The organism is Thalassotalea algicola, assembly GCF_012932965.1.
Taxonomy (GTDB): Bacteria; Pseudomonadota; Gammaproteobacteria; order Enterobacterales; family Alteromonadaceae; genus Thalassotalea_F; species Thalassotalea_F algicola.
In genome coordinates, this window is record NZ_JABBXH010000002.1 from 437,823 (window position 1) to 458,572 (window position 20,750).

Sequence of the window (20,750 nt, forward strand, 5' to 3'; positions counted from 1 at the left end):
TGTAAATTACATAATACAAATTAACTTTCGTAAGGTGTATTAAAGTTTTCTGACAACTCGAAATCACCTTCAGCAGCTACTAATTTGTTATCTTCAAACTTTATAATAAAGTCTTTCCTAGCATTAAAGTCGGCATTTCGACCAGACTTAAATTGATAAACATAGTGCCAAGTGTCGTTTTCAAATGAATCAACAACTACGGGGCTACCTAGAATAAACTTAACTTGCTCTTTAGTCATTCCAACTTGAAGCTTATCAATATCTTTTTGCTCAAGATAATTACCTTGTGGAATATCAATACGATACACCCAGCTTGAACAGGCCGTTGTTGATAACGTTAGTACTAATATAATGCTTCTTAACAACATGAATTTCTTTCGTTCCTACATCATTTGACAGGGATAATACCCAAGCGAGCTAAGAGTTACAAAACAAAATGTGAATTAATTAATTTAAAATTAACTCGCTAATAGCTCTTGAGCGTTTGCTAAACTACTGTCAGTAATTTGATTTCCAGCAAGCAGTCGAGCAATTTCTTGGATACGAGCTTGCTCACTAAGTTCCGTAACTGTTGTTTCGGTGTGCTCTCCATCTGTTAATTTTGCAACAAATAACTGTTGATGGCCCTTACATGCGACTTGTGGAAGGTGGGTAACGCAAATGACTTGTGTATTTTTAGCGAGCTGCCTTAATTTTTCTCCAACCATAGCGGCTGTTGGGCCACTAATACCGACATCAACTTCATCAAAGATCAAGGTTGGTGAGACAACACTATCAGCTAAAATAACTTGCATGGCCAAACTTATACGCGATAGCTCACCACCAGACGCTACTTTATGCATTGCTTCTAGTGACTGGCCTGGATTGATACTAACAACAAAACATATTTCGTCTAAGCCATGTAAAGAAGGTTTAGCGTCTTCAATAGCATTAAAATTAACGTCAAATTCACCATGTGGCATATTAAGTTCTTTTATATTTTGGCTAATTATCTGGCTAAGTTGCTTTCCTGCTTTTTTTCTTGAATCACTTAAACATTTTGCAGCCGCAATATAATTTGCTTTCGTTGCTTCAATTTCCTCAACAAGTGCTTCTAATCGAGATTCATCGCCCGTAATGCTTGCCAATTCTGCCGCCAAATTCTGATGGAACGAAGGTAATTGCTCTGGTTGAATTTGATGTTTTTTAGCCAAAAGAATTGCTTGTGAATAGCGCTCTTCTATTACCGTAAACGCTTCTGGGTCTAATTCTAATTTCTCGTGGTAATGTCTTAAGTCGTTATTAGCTTCTTCTAACTGAATGATTGACTCACTAAGTACTTTCGCAATATCAGCGAGTTGTTCATCATAGTTCGCTAAAGGTGCTAATGAGTCATGACACTTTTGAAGAGTAGATAACGCGTTAAATTGCTCATCTTGTGAAAGTAGATGCAGTGAGTGAAGCGTTTCTTCTAAGATTTGCTGGCTGTGACTGTAACGTTTGTAGTCGGCTTCTAAGCTAGGAAACTCATCAACTTGAAGTGAAAATTCATCAAGCTCAGTTACTTGGTATTGTATTAACTGTTGTTTAGCTTCTCGTTGCTGTTGGCTTTGTCTTAGGTCTTCAAGTTCTGCGACTTGTTTGCGATAGTTTTGATAGTAATGTTTTACGTCATCAACAAGTTCAATATGTCCAGCATACGCATCTAACATCTTACGTTGTTCAACTGGTTTAGTGATTAACTGGTGATCGTGCTGACCATGAATATTAATCAGTAATTGAGCAACTTCTTTTAATTGGGCTAAAGGTACTTGAGCGCCATTAATATAGGCTTTGGAACGGCCTTCAGCTGAAATTACTCTACGTAAAATGCATTCTTCATCACAATCCAAATCGTGTTGAGTAAGCCATTTTGTTGCCTGAGCATTTGTTTTAACATCAAATCTTGCTGTTAAATCTGCTTTAGAAGCTCCAGGCCTTACGACATTGGTTGTAGCTCTGTCACCTAAACAAAGCCCTAGTGCATCAATGGCAATTGATTTACCCGCGCCAGTTTCACCAGTAATCGTACTCATGCCTGACTGCCAGTCAATATCTAAAGATTTAACGATAGCGAAATTTTGAATGGTAAGTTGCAACAACATAGTCATGTATAAATTAACAGTATTTGACTGTTAATTTATACAGTATTTTTATACAGTGCAAGTGGAAAGTTAATTTTTGAACAATTATTAAAGCTAAGCCTTTAATTTCGTTAATAGAGTTTATTACCCCAGCTTAATTTGCTTCTAAGAACATTAAAGTAATTATGATCAAGTGGATGAATTAATCGCAGGGTATAAGGGCTTTTCTTAATAATAACTTGGTCACCAGGCATAACAGCAAGGATGACATGTCCATCACAACTTACTTGTAAGTTCTCGTGATTATCATTTGCCAGTACAAGTTTTATTTCGCTATCACCGTCTACCACTATAGGTCTACTCGTTAATGTATGAGGAAACATAGGTACTAACGAAAGGGCATTTAGGTTTGGCGTTAATATTGGGCCGCCAGCAGACATTGAATAAGCTGTAGATCCTGTTGGTGTTGATACAATTAAACCATCTGAGCGCTGGCTGAACATAAAGCTATCATCAATATAGACTTCAAATTCAATCATGTTGGCAACTTTACCGGCATGCAGAACGGCTTCGTTAACAGCCGCATTAGCACTTTTTAATTTACCGTGGCGATAAACTTCGGCCTCTATAATAAAGCGCTGCTCTGAACGAGAATTCCCCATTAATATGGCCTCAAGCGGAGGAATAACCTCTTGAGGTGGCAGGTCAGTTAAAAAGCCTAAGTTTCCACGGTTAACGCCAATAACACCAATATTGTAGCCAGATAGCACTCTAGCTGCACCTAGCATGTAACCATCACCGCCGACAACAATAGCTAAGTCTGCAAGTTCGCCTATATCTGTTAAAGATTGAATATCTACGTCTTCTACATCGATAGATTTAGCGACAGAACGTTCAACAATGACTTTGTAGCCATTATCTTGCAAATAGTGATACAACGTTGAAATAGTGCTACTTGCACCTTCATGGTTAGGTTTACCAATTAAACCAATTGTTTTATACAACTGACTCATAGAGTTATGTGCCTAATTAACCTCAATGAGGGAAGTTTCGCTCGTAATTTTTGTCTTGTAAAGCAATCAAAATGATAATTCTTGAAATTTCTTGCTTGAAACACAGAAACTAAACCCCATAATTAGCACAATTGTGTTTTATCGGGAGATTTTCATGACAACTGAGTCAAACGAAAATAAATCAGCTGAAGAAATTGCAGCGGAAGAAATTATTGCTCAAGCAGAAGAGCAAGTTGAAGAGAAATTAGATGCTGCAGCTGACGCTATCAGCGAAGACCAACAAAAAATTAATGAATTAGAATTAGCACTTTCTGCAGCGCAGTCTACTGTCGCTGATCAAAAAGATTCAGTAATTCGCGCCAAAGCGGAAGTTGATAACATTCGCCGCCGTAGCGCACAGGATGTCGACAAAGCGCGTAAGTTTGCGTTAGAAAAGTTTGCAGGGGAATTATTACCTGTAGTTGACAACTTAGAGCGTGCAATTGCTGCAGCTGATAAAGAAGATGAAGCGCAAAAGTCAATGCTTGAAGGTATTGAACTTACATTGCAAAGTTTCTTATCAACTTTAGATAAGTTCGACGTAAAAGCGGTTGATCCACAAGATCAACCTTTTAACCCTGAATTACATCAAGCGATGTCAATGCAAGAAGTTCCAGGTGTTGCAGCAAATACAGTTATTGCTGTAATGCAAAAAGGGTATGAATTGAACGGCCGTTTAATTCGCCCAGCAATGGTTATGGTATCAAAAGCACCAAGCGTTGATACAGAAGCATAGCAAAAAACTATTTAATTAGTGGTAAAGCCAGCCCTGTAGCTGGCTTTTGTTTATATAAAATATTAAAAATATTTTACAAAAAGTGATCTTTTTTACATTTTTCTCTTGAAAAGATTTTCACTGCCCCCACTAAGTAAATCATCTAAGCAAAAATTGAATTTAAAGAATTTTGGAGATCCTCACGATGGGCAAAATTATTGGTATTGACCTAGGGACAACTAACTCATGTGTAGCTGTTCTTGATGGTGACAGTGTACGAGTTATTGAAAATGCAGAAGGCGATCGTACGACTCCTTCTATCATTGCATACACAGACGAAGGTGAAACGTTAGTAGGCCAACCAGCCAAGCGCCAAGCGGTAACTAACCCACAAAACACATTATTCGCTATCAAGCGTTTAATTGGTCGTCGTTTTGAAGACAAAGAAGTACAGCGTGACATCGACATTATGCCTTTTGGTATCAAAAAAGCAGACAATGGCGATGCATGGGTAGAAGCAAAAGGCGAAAAAGTAGCGCCACCACAAGTTTCTGCTGAAGTACTGACTAAAATGAAGAAAACAGCTGAAGATTACTTAGGTGAAACAGTAACTGAAGCGGTTATCACTGTACCTGCATACTTTAACGATTCACAACGTCAAGCAACAAAAGATGCTGGCCGTATCGCAGGTTTAGAAGTTAAGCGTATTATCAACGAGCCAACGGCTGCAGCACTTGCTTACGGCATGGACAAGCAAGAAGGTGACCGTGTCGTAGCGGTATATGACCTTGGTGGTGGTACATTCGATATTTCAATCATTGAAATTGATGAAGTTGAAGGCGAGCATACTTTTGAAGTATTAGCGACAAATGGTGACACTCACTTAGGTGGTGAAGATTTTGATAACCGTTTAATCAACTATTTAGTAGATGAGTTCAAAAAAGACCAAGGCATTGACCTTAAAAACGATGCTCTAGCGATGCAACGTGTTAAGGAAGCAGCAGAAAAAGCAAAATGTGAGCTTTCTTCAGCACAGCAAACTGACGTTAATTTACCTTACGTAACGGCAGACGCTTCTGGTCCTAAGCACATGAACATTAAAGTAACACGTGCAAAATTAGAATCATTAGTTGAAGACATGGTAAAAGCAACATTAGAGCCGCTAAAAACAGCGCTAGCTGATGCAGATTTATCAACTTCAGACATTACTGATGTTATCTTGGTTGGTGGTCAAACACGTATGCCATTAGTGCAAAGTGTTGTTACAGACTTCTTTGGTAAAGAGCCTCGTAAAGATGTTAACCCAGATGAAGCAGTAGCTTCAGGTGCTGCGGTTCAAGCAGGTGTACTTGCTGGTGACGTAACTGACGTACTTCTTCTTGATGTTACTCCATTATCTCTAGGTATCGAGACGATGGGCGGCGTGATGACTAAAGTTATCGACAAGAATACGACGATCCCAACTAAGCAATCACAAACGTTCTCAACGGCAGAAGATAACCAAGCTGCGGTAACTGTTCACGTATTACAAGGTGAGCGTAAGCAAGCTGGTGCAAACAAATCACTTGGTCAATTCAACCTTGAAGGTATTGATGCTGCACCACGTGGCATGCCACAAATCGAAGTAACGTTTGATATTGATGCTGATGGTATCTTGCACGTATCTGCTAAAGATAAGAACACGGGTAAAGAACAGAAGATCACAATCAAAGCATCTTCTGGTTTATCAGATGATGAAGTAGAACAAATGGTACGTGACGCAGAAGCTAACGCTGATGCTGATGCTAAGTTCGAAGAGTTAGTGACTGCACGTAACCAAGCTGACGGTATTATTCACGCAACGAAGACTCAAATTACTGAAGCAGGTGATGACTTACCAAGCGACGATAAAGAGAAAATTGAAGCCGCAATTACTGAACTTGAAGAAGCGCTTAAAGGCGATGACAAAGAAGCAATTGATGCTAAGCAAAACGCATTAATGGAAGCTTCAGCTAAGTTAATGGAAATTGCTCAAGCCAAAGCGCAAGCTCAAGGTGGCGCAGCTCCTGAAGGTGCAGCACCAGAAGCTGATGCAGGTCAAGCTGGCGGCGATGATGTTGTTGACGCAGAGTTTGAAGAAGTGAAAGACGACAAGTAATTTAAAGTTTTGTCGTCGCTGTATTGCACTACAACAGCGTCGGACATACTCACGTGGTAAACCACGCACCGTGTGTCCGCCTTGTTCTAGCACGATACAGCATAGACAACCTCTTTAAATGTGTTGTTTGATGATAAAGCGTCGTTACTCGGCGCTTTATCATGTTTAAAGCCACTGAAGAATACTCGTCATTCCGTACATGTTACGGAATCTCCTACTAGGAACGCGAGCCTTAATTTATTTATTATCTCAACCAGTTAATAAACAAATTAATTTTCGAAAATTGAAGTAAAGAAAAGAATATAGCTATGTCAAAACGTGATTATTATGAACTGTTAGGTGTATCAAAAGACGCCGGTGAACGTGACATTAAAAAGGCTTATAAACGCCTTGCAATGAAGTACCATCCAGATCGTACGCAAGGTGATAAAGAAAAAGAAGAAACCTTTAAGCAAATTAAAGAAGCTTACGAAGTCTTAAACGATGATCAAAAGCGTGCCGCTTATGATCAATACGGTCATGCAGCCTTTGAACAAGGTGGCATGGGTGGTGGCGGCTTTGGTGGCGGTCAAGACTTTGGTGATATCTTCGGTGATGTTTTTGGTGACATTTTCGGTGGCGGTCGTCGCGGTGGCGGCGGTGGTGCAAGAGGTCGTCGTGGTAGTGATTTACGTTACAATCTTGAAATGTCTCTTGAAGAAGCAGTGAAGGGTAAGTCGGTAGAAATTAAAGTACCTACTTACGTGAGCTGTGAGCCGTGTAATGGAAGTGGCGCGAAGAAAGGTACTCAGCCTAAAACTTGTTCTACTTGTCATGGTCATGGTCAAGTTCAAATGCGTCAAGGATTATTCGCAGTACAGCAAACTTGTCCTACTTGTGGTGGCAAAGGTAAAGTTATTTCTGAACCTTGTAATTCATGTCATGGACAAGGGCGTACTCAAAAAACTAAGACACTTAACGCTAAAATTCCTGCAGGTGTTGATACTGGCGATCGCATTCGTTTATCTGGTGAAGGTGAAGCGGGTGAGCACGGAGCTCCAGCAGGTGATTTATATGTACAAGTGAATGTTAAAGAGCATCCAATTTTTGTTCGAGACGAAAATCACTTGTATTGTGAAGTGCCAATTAGCTTTGCAACCGCAGCACTTGGCGGTGAAATTGAAGTACCGACACTTGAAGGTAAAGTTAAGCTTAAGATCCCTAAAGAAACGCAGACTGGCAAAATGTTCCGCCTTCGTGGCAAAGGTGTTAAATCAGTACGTAGTAATATGACTGGTGATTTAATGTGTAAAACAGTTGTCGAGACGCCGGTGAATTTAACTGGTGATCAGGTTGATTTACTTCGTCAGCTTGAGTCAAAAATGGAAGCAAGCAGTAAGAAACACAGCCCAAAAGAAACGGGTTTCTTTGATGGTGTTAAAAAATTCTTTGACGACCTTAAAAGTTAATTTATCGTTGTATTTGAAGCTTTTCACTTCATCGGTAATGCTCACGTATGTTTATACGCTGCGCGTTACCTCTTTGAGAAGAGTTCAACTACGTAGATAAATTACCTTTCAACAAACTATGTAAAATCCCGCTTTTTAGCGGGATTTTTTGTTTTTTATATAAAAATCAGTAAAGTAAGGTTAATTAAAATTATATGGGGATTTACATTGTTCAAAGCGATTGGAGTTTTTCTAAGTGGTATTGTCGTGGGAATCATTGTCGTTACTACTTGGCAAAAAATATCAGTGGTCGATAGTGAAAAACTGAATAATAGCGCTGTTATGAGCGAAGTGGAGGCTGCCTCAACCGTTGAAAGTTATACAGGTGGCACCGCAACTATCATTGTAGAGTCATCAAGTGATGAAGAAATGACTCAGCTTCAAGAAGAAATATTTCGTTTGAAAATGGAAATTGTTAAAGCAAAGCAATTAGTTAATTCAACTAAGGCAGAAATGCATGCTATCCAAAATGGCCAATTAAAACGCGTTGCAAAAATGCGTGTAGAGGTTAGCTATGATGAATTATTGACAACAATCCCTGAACCCTTTACTTCTGCGGTTACCGAGATGTCAGGTACGTTTGCTGATCACTTTATGCGCTTTTATAAGGAACCACAAGATACTGCCTGGGCCTATGATACGGAAGATAAGATTACTAATGCGATTTTGTCGAGTCCGTTAGGTACAGATATTCAGCTTCAGCAAGTAACTTGTAAAACTACCATGTGTGAAGTAAGAGGATTTCAATCAACGACATCTTCTTGGATGAAGTTAGCAAACTCACTAAGTAAAGTTGACGGATTGCCGTTTAAGAATTCTCAATCTTCCAATAACTATCACTCAGATTACGGAAGCTATTTTTATGTATTACTAAGCAAAAATTAATCCCATTTAAGGATAAACTTTACGTTAAACCTGTACTAAAATTCATATGTCCGTAATTAAATTAAAGGTTTCAAATGAGTAAATATCTACTTTGTGTGTTGTTGGCGCTAAGTATTAGCTTTAATGTGTTTGCAGAAGAAGAGAAGCAACCTCCACCATTAGATCCTGCTTATGAAGGAATTCACGGCATGGCGTTAATGCAAAAAGGCTCAACGGTATTTGCGTCTCACATGCCTATGTATGCTAAACCACATAATGTTCAGCTAGTTTATAAACTGGAAGTTAAAGATGTTAACTTATTACAAGTTGTTCGAGATAACCCGCTGGTAACGGTAAAACCTGAAAAATTTAATTTGCAGCGCCTTATGCGAGGTGAAGAGTTAGCGGTAAAAGCAGATCTTTATATAGGCCATTTTGAGCGCGACGGCTTGGTAGTTTACGAAGGGATAACTTTGCAGTTCGACAAGCAGTTATTTGTTAGAGAATTAACCGAACCTGAAACTTCAGGGCGAGTACAGGAATATACTGCAGTCTCATATAATAGAAAAAACGACCGGCTTTATATTCACCATATTCAGCAAAAACCAAGTTATGATCATATTTTACATATTGACTTAGACGCTAGCTGCCCAACAAAAATCGCAACATCTTCTGCAGTTCCAAACCAAGACGAAATTCATCGCCGATTTATTAACTGTGGGACGATGAAGCCTTTGTATTACGAAACACAAGACTTCGAAAAGTAGAAGCTTATAATGAATAAAAAGTGAGTAACGTTATTGTTACTCGCTTTTTATTCTCTGTTTATTCAGCGTCAGTAAAATTAGGTAAAACGCCACTTCGGCTGTGTTCAAATATCAAGGATGTTTCTACCGTTTGCACTTCATCGCGAGAAGTGACTGCATCAAATACAAATTTACGTAAATGTTCACTGTCTTTTACCGACATATGAATAAAGTAATCATAACTGCCGCCCATGTGATAAAGACTGACAATTTCTGGCAGCAATAACAGATCATCTCTTAGTTGATTAACGATTTGTTCAGAATAAGGCTGTAGCCTGATTGCGGCAATTGCTTCAATATTTCCACCAATCGTTTTGAAGTTTATATCAACGTATGAACTTTTAATTACACCTGCTTGTTTTAATCTTTTTACTCGCTCTAAACAGGTAGACGGGGCGATGTTAATTTTTGCAGCTAACTCTTTGTTAGTAACATCGGCGTCATTAAATAGTATGGTTAAAATTTTTAAATCGATTGCATCGAGTCTTTTCACATTAAGGCCTATTCTTAAATTGCTTACAACATAATTTATTAATTTTTGTATTTAGAACATAGATTACAGCAATGTACTAGAATAAATATCAAAAATTATTGATTTTTCCGAATATAGCTCAATAAACTCCAGCTGGATAGAAAATTTTTGAAAGAATATTTGGATTTGCCACTCTTTGTGACATAATATGTCTTAAGTTATTTTTTGGAGCATTACATGCCAGTAAAAGCGTTACATGATTTTCTAAAATTAGAAGCAGCCAGTGGAATTATCTTAATGATTGCCGCTGTATTAGCGATTAGTTTGGCGAACTCACCCTTAAATGTTTATTACGACTTATTACTTAATATTCCCGTTGTTGTTGCAATCGGAACTTTTGAAATAGCCAAACCATTATTGCTTTGGATTAACGATGGTTTAATGGCACTTTTTTTCTTTCTGGTTGGTTTAGAGTTAAAAAGAGAATTTTTAGAAGGTGATTTGTCTGAACCTGGGCAAGTTGCTTTACCGGCAATTGGTGCGGTAGGCGGGATGGCGATACCAGCGTTGATATATGCCGCGTTTAACTATCAAGATCCAGCAGCAATTAATGGCTGGGCAATTCCTACTGCAACCGATATTGCTTTTGCTCTTGGAATTTTGGCATTGGTTGGTAGTAAGGTACCAATTCAGTTGAAAATATTCTTAACGTCACTAGCGATATTTGACGACTTAGGCGCGATTATCGTTATTGCATTGTTCTACACTGATCAACTATCAGTCACTTCTTTAGTCGTTTCCGCGATAGTATTAGCTATTTTGTGGGGCCTAAATAAGCGCGGAGTAAAAGATACGGCACCTTACATATTCTTCGGTATAGTGCTGTGGATTGCAGTATTAAAATCAGGAGTACATGCTACGCTCGCTGGTGTAGTTTTAGCGATGTTTATTCCTATTAAGGGTAACGAAGGTGAGCCTTCACCATTAAAGGCGTTAGAACATAATTTGCATTCGATGGTGGCGTTTATCATTTTACCAATTTTTGCCTTTGCCAATGCTGGTGTTAATTTGTCTGATGTTGGTATTGAGCAGATAATGTCGCCAGTACCATTAGGTATTATTCTTGGGTTATTTGTCGGTAAACAAATCGGGGTTTTTGGCTTTTGCTTTGTCGCTATTAAAGCTGGATTGGTTAAATTACCTGAGAACACGAATTGGACGTTACTATATGGCGCAGCCTTGCTATGTGGTGTTGGCTTTACAATGAGCTTGTTCATTGGTTCGCTTGCTTTTGAGCAATCGGGCGAAAACCTTATCTTTCAAGACAGATTAGGAATTATTATTGGCTCGATTGTTTCAGGCACATTGGGTTACTTTGTCATTAAGCGAGGGGTTAAATCCCTTACTGACTAATTTAGATTTCTTTACCAAATGAATAATAAAAACGGCGATGCAACATTCGCCGTTTTTCGTTAGAATAGCGCCAGTTTTTATTTGTATTAATTTCTTAGCTTTCATGCACCGCGTAGAAGATATTATTGCTATTTTTAATGACACGTTTTTTGCTTCTTTCAATACTAAATTAGTTAAAGGTGAAAACGAACCCATTTACTTGCCAGCTAACGGTGATGTTGAACATCACCGTATTATTTTTGCGCATGGCTACTATGCTAGTGCGTTGCATGAAATAGCCCATTGGTGTGTTGCAGGCGCCGAACGAAGATTGCTTGAAGATTTTGGTTATTGGTATGAGCCAGATGGCAGAACCGCAGAGCAACAAGCACTTTTTGAAAAAGTAGAAATAAAACCACAAGCCATTGAATGGGGTCTTTGTGTCGCCGCCGATAAAAAATTTAGGGTGTCGGCAGATAACTTAAATGGAGCAGAGCCCGATTATGAAAGGTTTCAATCATCGGTGTTTGAACAAGTTAAAATTTACCTGTCAGTCGGCTTTCCTTCAAGAGCAGTTAAGCTAATGGAGGCATTATCTGCATTTTACCAAACAAAGACGCCTATGACCGAGCAAGACTTTATAAGAGTAGCTAAATGACATCAAAATTTAAGTTGGGGCTAATTATTAATCCCATTGCAGGCATAGGTGGCAGTGTTGCCTTAAAAGGTAGTGACGGAGAAGGGATCGCAGAAAAAGCGCTTTCTTTGGGCGCGGAAGCTAAGGCCAATAAACGGACCGCAACTGCGCTTGCTGTGTTATTACCCTACAAAGCGCAAATAGAAGTTTTGACGGTAAACGGTGATATGGGCGAACAACGTGCTGTAGAACTTGGCTTCAATACCCAGGTTTGTTACACCGCTCAAAGTCCAACTCAAGCCCAAGATACTGAAAATGCTGTCAACGCGTTATTAGCAAATAACGTTGATATTATTCTCTTTGCTGGCGGTGATGGTACTGCTCGCAATGTTTGTTCGCAAGTTGCTGATAAGTGTCCTGTTCTGGGGGTTCCTGCAGGTTGTAAAATTCATTCTGGTGTTTATGCGGTTACGCCTAAAGCCGCCGGCCGAGTCATTGAAATGATGGTTACACATCAACTTGTCACTCTATCAGAGGCTGATGTGATGGATATTGATGAGTCCTTGTTTCGAGATGGCATTGTGAAAGCCAAGCGCTATGGTGAAATGAAAGTCCCTATTGAACTGCGCTATATGCAGGCCACGAAATCTGGGGGTAAAGAATCAGATGAATTGGTACTTCAAGATATTGCTGCCCACGTTATCGATGAAGTCGACGATAGTTTAACGGTAATTGGCTCTGGCTCAACAACGGCCTTTGTTATGGAAGAGCAAGGTTTGGAAAATACGTTACTGGGTGTTGACCTAATCCAAGACCAATCGGTTATTGCCAATGATCTCACCGAATCGCAATTGTGGGAACTCCTTGAAAAGTTAGGTAAAAATAATGAAAGCCCAATAAGGCTAGTCATTACCTTAATTGGTGGGCAAGGTCATATTTTCGGCCGTGGTAATCAACAATTGAGTCCAAGAGTCATTCGAAAAATAGGCATCGATAACATACTCATTATTGCGACGAAATCTAAATTAAGTGCGCTGGAGTCAAGACCATTAATAGCAGATACCGGTGATGAACTATTAGATAAAGAATTGAGTGGTTTTTTACCGATAATTACAGGGTACAAAGATCAAGTGCTTTATCCTGTTGCTAGTCCAGAATAAGTAAAAGATATACTAAGGAATTCCATTGAACTTTGAAAATTTAACCGCGCTTTACCATTACTTTGATCAATTAGCTGATCATGAAGAAGATGATGATCTATTGTTTGCCTCAAGTTATATAAGAGGTTTCATCGCGTTATCAGCCAGTGAACTAGGTAATGAATCTCAACCACTTTCTGCGCAACTTGCAGGCAATGTAAGCGAACAACTAGCAAGTTCAAAGCATGAATTGACACCTCAAGATCAAGTTTTGGTCAATAATTATTGGCAGCAGTTACTTCCTAGCTTTAAATACTAGGTGTTAGCTGATAAGTGTTAATTACTCTGGCTTAAGTTTTCTTTTGATAATATCTTTAACGATAAAGCGGTTGGCAGATAAGTTAAAGCGCATTTTGTTATCTACAGGGTAAGGTAGATTACACAAATCTGCTACTAAAATGTCAGCAATTAAAGGTGCAGAACAAAGCCCTCGAGCGCCTAGCCCCGACATGACATAAAGGCTTTTGTAATAGGGCGCTGGTGTATGAATTTTCCAGTTTTTATCTTCTGCTAGTTTGCCGTAAATTTCAGTGTGCTCTTTAATAATCGGCACTGGACCGGCGATGGGTAGGTGATCAGGTGTAGTAGCCCTTAATCGTGCTTTACTGCCAATGATATGGCTTAGCTCTATACGCGGTAATTCAGGTAAAGCTTCACTGACCATATTGATATTAAATTGATCATCATCTGCTCTTGAATGCGTATCACGATCATTTTTATTAAAGGTTGCCCCAATACAAAATTTACCCTGATGTACTGGTGTCATATAACCTTTATGACAAATCACTGTTTGCAGTTGCTGTGAATAATGTTCAGTACTAACTTCTGAAACTTGTCCACGCACTGGGGTCAGCGGCAACTGGTTGATAGGTCTTAGTAAGTTGCTTTCTGCTCCGCCACATACTATCAATACCGATGCTTCAAGTAGACCTTTGTTTGTTGTTAACTGCCAACGATTGTCTGCTTTTTGCGATATTTCACTCACATCAATATTATGCTTTATTTTGACTTGCCCAATATCACTAGCAGCTTTAAATAATACTTTAACCAGTTCACTAGGAGCTATCCAACCTGCTTGAGGCATGAACATACCGCCGTTATTTAACGTAACACCGGCAAGTGCGCTCGCTTTAGCTGCCGAAACTCCTAGAATGATGTTTTCTGGCCACACAGGCTTTTGCTCAAATTTATGTTGGCGTTTTTGAAGAGGTTCTTTAAAAGACAATTCAAGTAATCCACACCACTGATGTGCAAAGGTATATCCGGCTGCTAAAAGCTCATCATAAACTTCTCTAGCTCTTAATAATGCCGAAACATAAAACTCACTAATTTCATCTTGCTTTAGGTGAATAAGTGGGTAAAGGGCACCAATTGCGTTACTGGACGCACCTTGCGCAATTTCTTCATCCTTGCATATTAAGGTGACTTTGACACCTTGTTTTACCAAAAGATAAGTTAAGCAAGCAGAAGCGATCCCGCCACCAATTATCGTTACGTGCTGTGCTTTATTTACGCTTGGCCTCAGCATATAGCCTTTCCCTGAACTAGATGCTTGTTGGAATTTTGCCACTAAAGTTTGTTTCTTTTTCCCTGGCGTTAGCTTTTTCATCACCCTAAAGCCAACGTTTGTTAAATGCCGTCTAACAAAACCTGCGACGGTAAAGGTCGCTAAAGTTGCATCGTCTGCTGATAATCGTGCTATTTGTTCAAATAATCCTTCGCTCCACATTTCCATATTTTGAGCAGGTGAGAAACCATCGAGATACCAAGCATTGATTTTGCCGTTTTTAGCCAAATTAAGTGTTGATAATGCGCTTGTAGCATCGTCAAATAATATTGTTAGCTTCAGCTTGCCATTGAGTAAGCTTATTTCACATTTTTCTTTTGGGGTGTCTGGGTAGTGTGCAAGCGTTTGGTTAATAATGGGTTGCAAGTCAGGCCACATTTTAAGGCTTTGTGCTATTTGAGCCTTACTTAAAGGATATTTTTCAACGCTGATAAAGTGAATGTTAGTAACGTCAGCTTCATCTTTGTTTGTTATGGCTTGTAGTAATTTATATGCGGTAAGAAAAAAGTTAAGTCCTGTGCCGAATCCTGTTTCGCCAATAATTAACGGTTGTTTTGAGTTATAAATACGCGCGTTAATTTGATTGCCTTCGATAAAAACCTGTTCGCTTTGCTGACAGCCAGATTCTGTATCGAAATAAATATCATCAAATTGTAAAGAGTATGGTGCACCATTATCTTGAAAAGAAATTTGCGAATTATAGGACACGGTTAATTTTATTGCATTGAAACAATTTGACCGCTATTTTATCGTGAATTCATTCGTAAAGTCATGAAATAACGACCTATAGCAATCACTATTCTTTGCGCTAGAGCAAAACCAGCGTACAAGTGTACACTGGATAGACCAGTATTGTCGGTAAAAGTCGTTATTATATGCCGGTTTTTTTAGTCAAAGATGGTTTAGATAATGAAACGTGTCGTGATCACAGGTTTAGGAATTGTTTCTAGTATTGGTAACAATGCCAAGGAAGTATTAGGTTCATTAAAAGAAGGCAAATCAGGCATCTCACGCTCTGAAAGCTTTGAAGAAGTAGGTTTACGTAGTCAAGTTTGGGGTAAACCTGAAATTGAATTAAAAGAGCATATTGATCGTAAAGCGATGCGTTTTATGGGAGACGCTTCAGCATATGCTTATATAGCGATGAATCAAGCCATTGAAGATTCAAAATTAACTCCTGAGCAAGTCTCAAATATACGTACAGGTATTGTTGCTGGCTCTGGTGGAGCATCTTCTGCAAATGTTGTGGCTTCAGCAGATACTTTACGTGCAAAAGGCGTTAAACGTGTAGGGCCATATGCGGTTCCAAAAACTATGTCGAGTACGATTTCTGCATGTTTAGCGACACCATTTAAAATTTTAGGTGTTAACTACTCAATTAGCTCTGCATGTGCAACCTCTGCTCATTGTATTGGCCATGCAATGGAATTGATTCAGTTAGGCAAACAAGATGTTGTGTTTGCTGGTGGTGGTGAAGAAGTTGATTGGTCACTAGCCATGATGTTTGATGGTATGGGCGCTTTATCTACTAAATATAATGACACACCTGAACAAGCTTCTCGTACTTATGATGCAGACCGCGACGGTTTCGTTATCTCTGGCGGTGGCGGTATGGTAGTTGTTGAAGAGCTTGAGCATGCACTTGCTCGAGGTGCACATATTTATGCTGAGCTAGTGGGCTACGGTGCTACATCTGATGGCTTTGACATGGTTGCACCAAGTGGTGAAGGTGCTGTTCGTTGTATGCAAATGGCAATGGACGGGGTTGAAGGTAAAGTAGATTACTTAAACACTCATGGTACGTCAACGCCTGTTGGCGATGTGAAAGAGTTGGGCGCAATCCAAGAAGTGTTTGGCAACGACTCTCCTGCGATTAGTGCAACTAAAGCAATGACAGGTCACGCTCTAGGTGCTGCTGGCGTGCATGAAGCTATATACTCAATACTAATGATGGAAAACAACTTTGTTGCTCCATCAATCAATGTGAATACTTTAGATGAAAAAGCTGAAGGTTTAGACATTGTTAAAGAAACTAGAGAGGCAGAACTTGATTTAGTTATGTCGAACAGCTTTGGTTTCGGTGGTACGAACTCGACGTTGGTGTTCAAAAAGTACCAGTAATACATTAAGTTTTACTTAATAAAAGCCAATCATTAAAGATTGGCTTTTTTGTTTCTGCTTCCCTGTTAGAATACCGCTAAATTTTTAGTTTAATTATCATTTATGAAGATTCTTTTTGATGAAAATATGCCATTTGCCCGAGAATTCTTTGAGAACTTTGGTGCAAAGGAAAATGAGCTTGTTTCGTTTAAAGGACGTGAATTAACCGCCGAGCAACTTATTGATGCTGATGTGTTACTTGTTCGTTCAATTACGCAAGTAAATGAACAGCTATTAAATGATGCACGTAAGCTTAAGTTTGTTGGTACAGCAACAATCGGTGTTGATCATATCGATCGAGCATATCTAGCTAGTCGAAATATAGCATTTTCTTCATCTCCTGGCTGCAATGCCATTTCCGTGGCGGAGTACGTTGTATCAGCTTTAGTGGTATTAGCAGAAAAATACCTCTTTGCATTAACAGACAAAACAATTGGAATTATTGGCGCAGGAAATACCGGAACGCGTTTAAGTGAAAAGCTAGAAGCACTAGGGGTAAACTACAAGCTGTGTGACCCTCTATTGAATGATGCGGGTGATAACCGAGCTTTTTCGACGCTAGAAGAAGCACTTGCCTGTGATGTAATTTCACTGCATGTACCTTTAACTCGAGAAGGGAGTAATCCTACATATCATTTACTTAATGATGAGCGTATTACAGCGTTAAGTGATGAGCAGATAGTAATCAATGCTTGTCGCGGGGAAGTTATTGATAATAAAGCGCTGCTTAGCTTTAAGCGGCAAGGGGCGGCCACTCGTTTAGTGTTAGATGTTTGGGAAAACGAACCGAATATTTTATCCGAGCTGATTCCTTTTACTGAACTATCGACAGCCCATATTGCAGGCTACAGTTTGGAAGGTAAGGCGCGTGGTACAGAAATGCTTTATCAAGCACTAGCTAAAGTATTTGATTTTAAAGTAGAAAAATCGCTTAGTCAGTTTTTGCCTAAGCCTTCAATAAATCGAATAAAAATAAATCAAGATTTTGACGAAATTTTGCTAAACCAAGTGGTAAAAATGGTATACGATGTCAGACGTGACGATGCCATCTTTCGTCAACAATTATCACGCTTTGGCTTTGACCATATTAGAAAAACCTACCCAGCTCGCAGGGAATTTTCTTCTGTGGCTATAGCAAGCGAAAATACTGAGTTGAACTCGCTGTTTCAGCTTGGCTTTGAACGACTGTGCAAAATAGAGGAAGAACAATAGCATGGCACAAAAATTTGATGTATGTGTCCTAGGGGCAACAGGCCTTGTAGGTAAAACAATTCTTGAAATTCTTGAACAGAGAGATTTCCCAGTAAATAAAGTCTACCCATTAGCTAGCGCGCGCTCAGCGGGGCAGTTTATTGAGTTTAATGGTGAAAGTATTGAAGTACTTGATGCAGATAACTTTGATTGGAGCTTAGCTCAAATCGGTTTTTTCTCTGCAGGTGGTGCGACTTCTGCAAAGTATGCACCAATGGCGGGTGACGCGGGCTGTATCGTAATTGATAACACGTCTGAATATAGATACGAAGCAGACATTCCGCTAGTTGTTCCTGAAGTAAACCCTGATGCATTAGCAGATTATCGTAATCGTAATATTATTGCTAATCCTAACTGTTCTACGATTCAAATGATGGTGGCGTTAAAGCCAATTCAAGAAGCGGTAGGAATTGATCGCATTAATGTATGCACATATCAATCAGTATCTGGTGCTGGTAAAGAAGCAATGGATGAGCTGGCGAAACAATGTGCTGACTTATTAAGTGGTAAGCCAATAGAGCCTAAGAGTTTTTCACGTCAAATCGCATTTAACGTAATTCCTCAAATTGATGTATTCCAAGACAATGGTTACACCAAAGAAGAAATGAAAATGGTGTGGGAGACTAAAAAAATATTGGGTGATGACAGTATTTTGGTAAACCCGACTGCTGTTCGTGTACCCGTATTCTTCGGCCATGCTGAAGCGATTCATATTGAAACACGTACTCAAACTTCAGCTGAAGAAGTTAAAGAGTTATTGAAAAATGCCCCTGGTTTGGTTGTTTGTGAAGCTGACGAAGACTTCCCTACGCAAATTGGTGATGCTAGCGGTAAAGATGAAACATATGTTGGCCGTATTCGAGAAGATATTAGCCATCCAAATGGTATTAACTTATGGGTTGTGGCTGATAATGTACGTAAAGGAGCGGCAACAAATAGCATTCAAATTGCCGAATTATTGATAGAACAGTACCTTTCATAACTAAAAATTAATTTTTTAGTAAAGATATTGAGGAGTTAGCCGTTAAAAGTAATGGTTAGCTCCTTTTTTATTTTTATAAAGTTGCTAAGTTTTGATAAGTTTAAACGTGATAAGAATAGGGCCTTATCGCCAACTATTTAATTGAATAGCATGGTATTTATATAAGAGTTGGAATAAACTTTGCTTTTAATTTTTCGTGCGTAACTGCCAATTTTTTGGCAATAAAGATAATAACTAGGAAAGAATTAATGCTGCGATTGTTAAGCCTGTGCCTCTGGCAGGTGCTAATTGTTGGAATTTTGTGGACCTCTATGCCGGTGGTATCAGCACAAGAAGCCGGAATTCGTATTCGTGGACCAAAAAGTACAGACGTCTTTCCTCATGAGCGCTACGGGCCAATTACATCAAGCGATACCTTGTGGAAAATCGCATTAACTATACGCCCAGAACCATCAGTAACTGTATATCAAGTAATGCAGGCACTGTATGAAATGAACCCCAATGCCTTTGCAAATAACAACAGAAATCATTTAGTTAATGGCCAATATTTGCAGATCCCTTCGATAGAAAAAATTCGTTTAATTGACCCATATGTGGCTAAGCGTAGCTCAGAAAGTGACGATCGAAGTTGGAAAAAGAAAGATACAGCCACAACGACTGTTGCTCAGCAGCCAATCAAACCTGAAGAACTTTCCGTTAAGAAAAAAGATTTAGATAAAGCGAAAGTTGAAATTAATGAAAAATTAGACACTTTCGATACCGAACAAAAACAAAAGTTAGATACAATTCAGCAAGATGTGCTGGACTCTATCGATGGCTTGCAAGCTATTTTGAAAGAGAATGAGTCATTAAAACAAAGTCAGTCCAAACTCAATGAGCAGATAGATATTGTAAAACAAGAAGCTGCTAAAGATACTCAAGAGCTTCAAGAGTACCTAGAACAGTTGCTTGCCATTCAAAAAGACTTGGCTGCGAAAGAAGAAGAACGTCAACGTCAAGAACTGTTGAAAGCACAGCAAGCCGAGCTTGAACAGCAAAACTGGATGAATAGTTTGTGGTTCAAAGTGCTGATGGGAACAATTCCGGCGCTATTTATTGCTGGTATCGTCGCATTTATTATTGCTCGCAAGAAAAAGTCTCAACCAGAAGAACAAACACCAGTCGTTGAGAAAGCAGTACAGCCGCCTGAGATTGAATCAGCACCTGAAGTTGAAGAAGCAGCCGAAGAAGATTTATCGTTAGATGGTGAGCTGTCACTTGATGACGAATTGTCTATTGATTTAACTGAGTCGGATGATGAGTCAGATGATTTATTCTCAGACGGCATGGATGATTTAGGTGACTTAGATGATGAACTAGATGCAGCGTTAACTGATGACGTTATTCACCTTGATGATGATTTAGATGAGCTTGATGATTTAGAGGATATCTCACTAGATGATGACCTTGATGAACTTAGTGAAGAAGGTGAACCTCTAGGTGGTGACGAATTAGACCAAGGTGATCTAGATGATCTGTTATCAGGTATTGATGATGACGTTGAAGAAGAGTCTGAACCACTTGATGGTGGAGAGCTAGACCAAGGTGATTTAGATGACTTGCTTTCAGGGTTAGATGACTCTGGAGATGATTCAGAGCCTTTAGAAGGTGGTGAATTAGGTCAAGATGCATTGGATGACTTGTTATCTGAAAACGCAAATGAACCTGCGGCTGATGAGATTGCAACGGAAGAAGATGAAGTAGATATTGACGCAATTATTGACGAATCGAGCGCAGAGAGCTCAGTCGATGAGATAGAAGATGGCGCCGATGTCACTGACCCAGATGATATCGATGCATTACTCGCTAGTGCTGGTGACAGCGCAGCAGAGCCAGAAGTAGACAGTGCGGTTGATGCTATTGAAGATGGCGCGGATGTCACTGACCC

General features: G+C 39.4%; 18 protein-coding genes. 13 read left to right on the forward strand and 5 right to left on the reverse strand.

The window, feature by feature from the left end; all coding sequences use genetic code 11:
- Positions 1 to 20 precede the first annotated feature (20 nt).
- From HII17_RS06660 to nadK, 3 genes are all read right to left on the reverse strand, one after another.
- A complete protein-coding gene (locus HII17_RS06660; protein ID WP_169074565.1) occupies positions 21 to 368 on the reverse strand; it encodes an outer membrane protein assembly factor BamE in 348 nt (115 codons plus the stop codon).
- Between the two features lie 90 nt (positions 369 to 458).
- Complete coding sequence (gene recN / locus HII17_RS06665; protein ID WP_169074944.1) at positions 459 to 2,123, reverse strand: DNA repair protein RecN; 1,665 nt, start codon at positions 2,121 to 2,123, stop codon at positions 459 to 461.
- 110 nt (positions 2,124 to 2,233) lie between these two features.
- Positions 2,234 to 3,115: an NAD(+) kinase gene (gene nadK, locus HII17_RS06670; protein ID WP_169074566.1), complete on the reverse strand. Its 882-nt coding sequence runs from the start codon at positions 3,113 to 3,115 to the stop codon at positions 2,234 to 2,236.
- 154 nt (positions 3,116 to 3,269) lie between these two features.
- On the opposite strand from nadK, the gene grpE reads away from it, so the two are divergent.
- The 5 genes from grpE to HII17_RS06695 all read left to right on the forward strand — a co-directional run bounded on the left by grpE (position 3,270) and on the right by HII17_RS06695 (position 9,124).
- Positions 3,270 to 3,890, forward strand: a complete 621-nt coding sequence (gene grpE, locus HII17_RS06675; protein WP_169074567.1) for a nucleotide exchange factor GrpE — start codon at positions 3,270 to 3,272, stop codon at positions 3,888 to 3,890.
- 184 nt (positions 3,891 to 4,074) lie between these two features.
- Positions 4,075 to 6,006 (forward strand): molecular chaperone DnaK, encoded by a 1,932-nt coding sequence (gene dnaK, locus HII17_RS06680; RefSeq protein ID WP_169074568.1) that lies wholly within the window; start codon positions 4,075 to 4,077, stop codon positions 6,004 to 6,006.
- A gap of 308 nt (positions 6,007 to 6,314) precedes the next feature.
- Positions 6,315 to 7,454, forward strand: coding sequence for a molecular chaperone DnaJ (dnaJ, locus tag HII17_RS06685; protein WP_169074569.1), 1,140 nt, complete (start codon positions 6,315 to 6,317; stop codon positions 7,452 to 7,454).
- 207 nt (positions 7,455 to 7,661) lie between these two features.
- Positions 7,662 to 8,378 carry a hypothetical protein gene (locus tag HII17_RS06690; RefSeq protein WP_169074570.1) on the forward strand — a complete coding sequence of 239 codons (717 nt, stop codon included), beginning with the start codon at positions 7,662 to 7,664 and terminating at the stop codon, positions 8,376 to 8,378.
- 74 nt (positions 8,379 to 8,452) lie between these two features.
- Positions 8,453 to 9,124, forward strand: a complete 672-nt coding sequence (locus tag HII17_RS06695; RefSeq protein WP_169074571.1) for a hypothetical protein — start codon at positions 8,453 to 8,455, stop codon at positions 9,122 to 9,124.
- 58 nt (positions 9,125 to 9,182) lie between these two features.
- Here the strand turns inward: HII17_RS06695 and HII17_RS19195 are convergent, their stop codons facing one another.
- The gene (locus HII17_RS19195; RefSeq protein ID WP_169074572.1) at positions 9,183 to 9,656 is read right to left on the reverse strand and encodes an Lrp/AsnC family transcriptional regulator; all 474 of its coding nucleotides are present in this window, start codon (positions 9,654 to 9,656) and stop codon (positions 9,183 to 9,185) included.
- A 216-nt stretch (positions 9,657 to 9,872) separates the two neighbouring features.
- Here HII17_RS19195 and nhaA point away from each other — a divergent pair, with 216 nt between their 5' ends.
- From nhaA to HII17_RS06720, 4 genes are all read left to right on the forward strand, one after another.
- The gene (nhaA, locus tag HII17_RS06705; protein WP_169074573.1) at positions 9,873 to 11,048 is read left to right on the forward strand and encodes a Na+/H+ antiporter NhaA; all 1,176 of its coding nucleotides are present in this window, start codon (positions 9,873 to 9,875) and stop codon (positions 11,046 to 11,048) included.
- Between the two features lie 103 nt (positions 11,049 to 11,151).
- On the forward strand, positions 11,152 to 11,685 hold the full coding sequence (locus HII17_RS06710; RefSeq protein ID WP_169074574.1) for an elongation factor P hydroxylase: 534 nt from the start codon (positions 11,152 to 11,154) through the stop codon (positions 11,683 to 11,685).
- Complete coding sequence (locus tag HII17_RS06715) at positions 11,682 to 12,824, forward strand: ATP-NAD kinase family protein (RefSeq protein WP_169074575.1); 1,143 nt, start codon at positions 11,682 to 11,684, stop codon at positions 12,822 to 12,824. Before HII17_RS06710 ends, HII17_RS06715 begins: the two co-directional genes overlap by 4 nt.
- Before the next feature lie 25 nt (positions 12,825 to 12,849).
- On the forward strand, positions 12,850 to 13,122 hold the full coding sequence (locus HII17_RS06720) for a YfcL family protein (protein WP_169074576.1): 273 nt from the start codon (positions 12,850 to 12,852) through the stop codon (positions 13,120 to 13,122).
- A 21-nt stretch (positions 13,123 to 13,143) separates the two neighbouring features.
- Here the strand turns inward: HII17_RS06720 and mnmC are convergent, their stop codons facing one another.
- Positions 13,144 to 15,138, reverse strand: coding sequence for a bifunctional tRNA (5-methylaminomethyl-2-thiouridine)(34)-methyltransferase MnmD/FAD-dependent 5-carboxymethylaminomethyl-2-thiouridine(34) oxidoreductase MnmC (mnmC, locus tag HII17_RS06725; RefSeq protein WP_328824485.1), 1,995 nt, complete (start codon positions 15,136 to 15,138; stop codon positions 13,144 to 13,146).
- A 201-nt stretch (positions 15,139 to 15,339) separates the two neighbouring features.
- Here mnmC and fabB point away from each other — a divergent pair, with 201 nt between their 5' ends.
- The 4 genes from fabB to HII17_RS06745 form a co-directional block, all read left to right on the forward strand.
- A complete protein-coding gene (fabB, locus tag HII17_RS06730) occupies positions 15,340 to 16,551 on the forward strand; it encodes a beta-ketoacyl-ACP synthase I (protein ID WP_169074577.1) in 1,212 nt (403 codons plus the stop codon).
- 102 nt (positions 16,552 to 16,653) lie between these two features.
- Positions 16,654 to 17,802, forward strand: coding sequence for a 4-phosphoerythronate dehydrogenase (locus HII17_RS06735; RefSeq protein WP_169074578.1), 1,149 nt, complete (start codon positions 16,654 to 16,656; stop codon positions 17,800 to 17,802).
- A gap of 1 nt (position 17,803) precedes the next feature.
- A complete protein-coding gene (locus HII17_RS06740) occupies positions 17,804 to 18,823 on the forward strand; it encodes an aspartate-semialdehyde dehydrogenase (protein WP_169074579.1) in 1,020 nt (339 codons plus the stop codon).
- A gap of 311 nt (positions 18,824 to 19,134) precedes the next feature.
- On the forward strand, positions 19,135 to 20,750 hold a 1,616-nt coding region (locus HII17_RS06745; RefSeq protein WP_328824487.1), incomplete at its 3' end, for a FimV/HubP family polar landmark protein.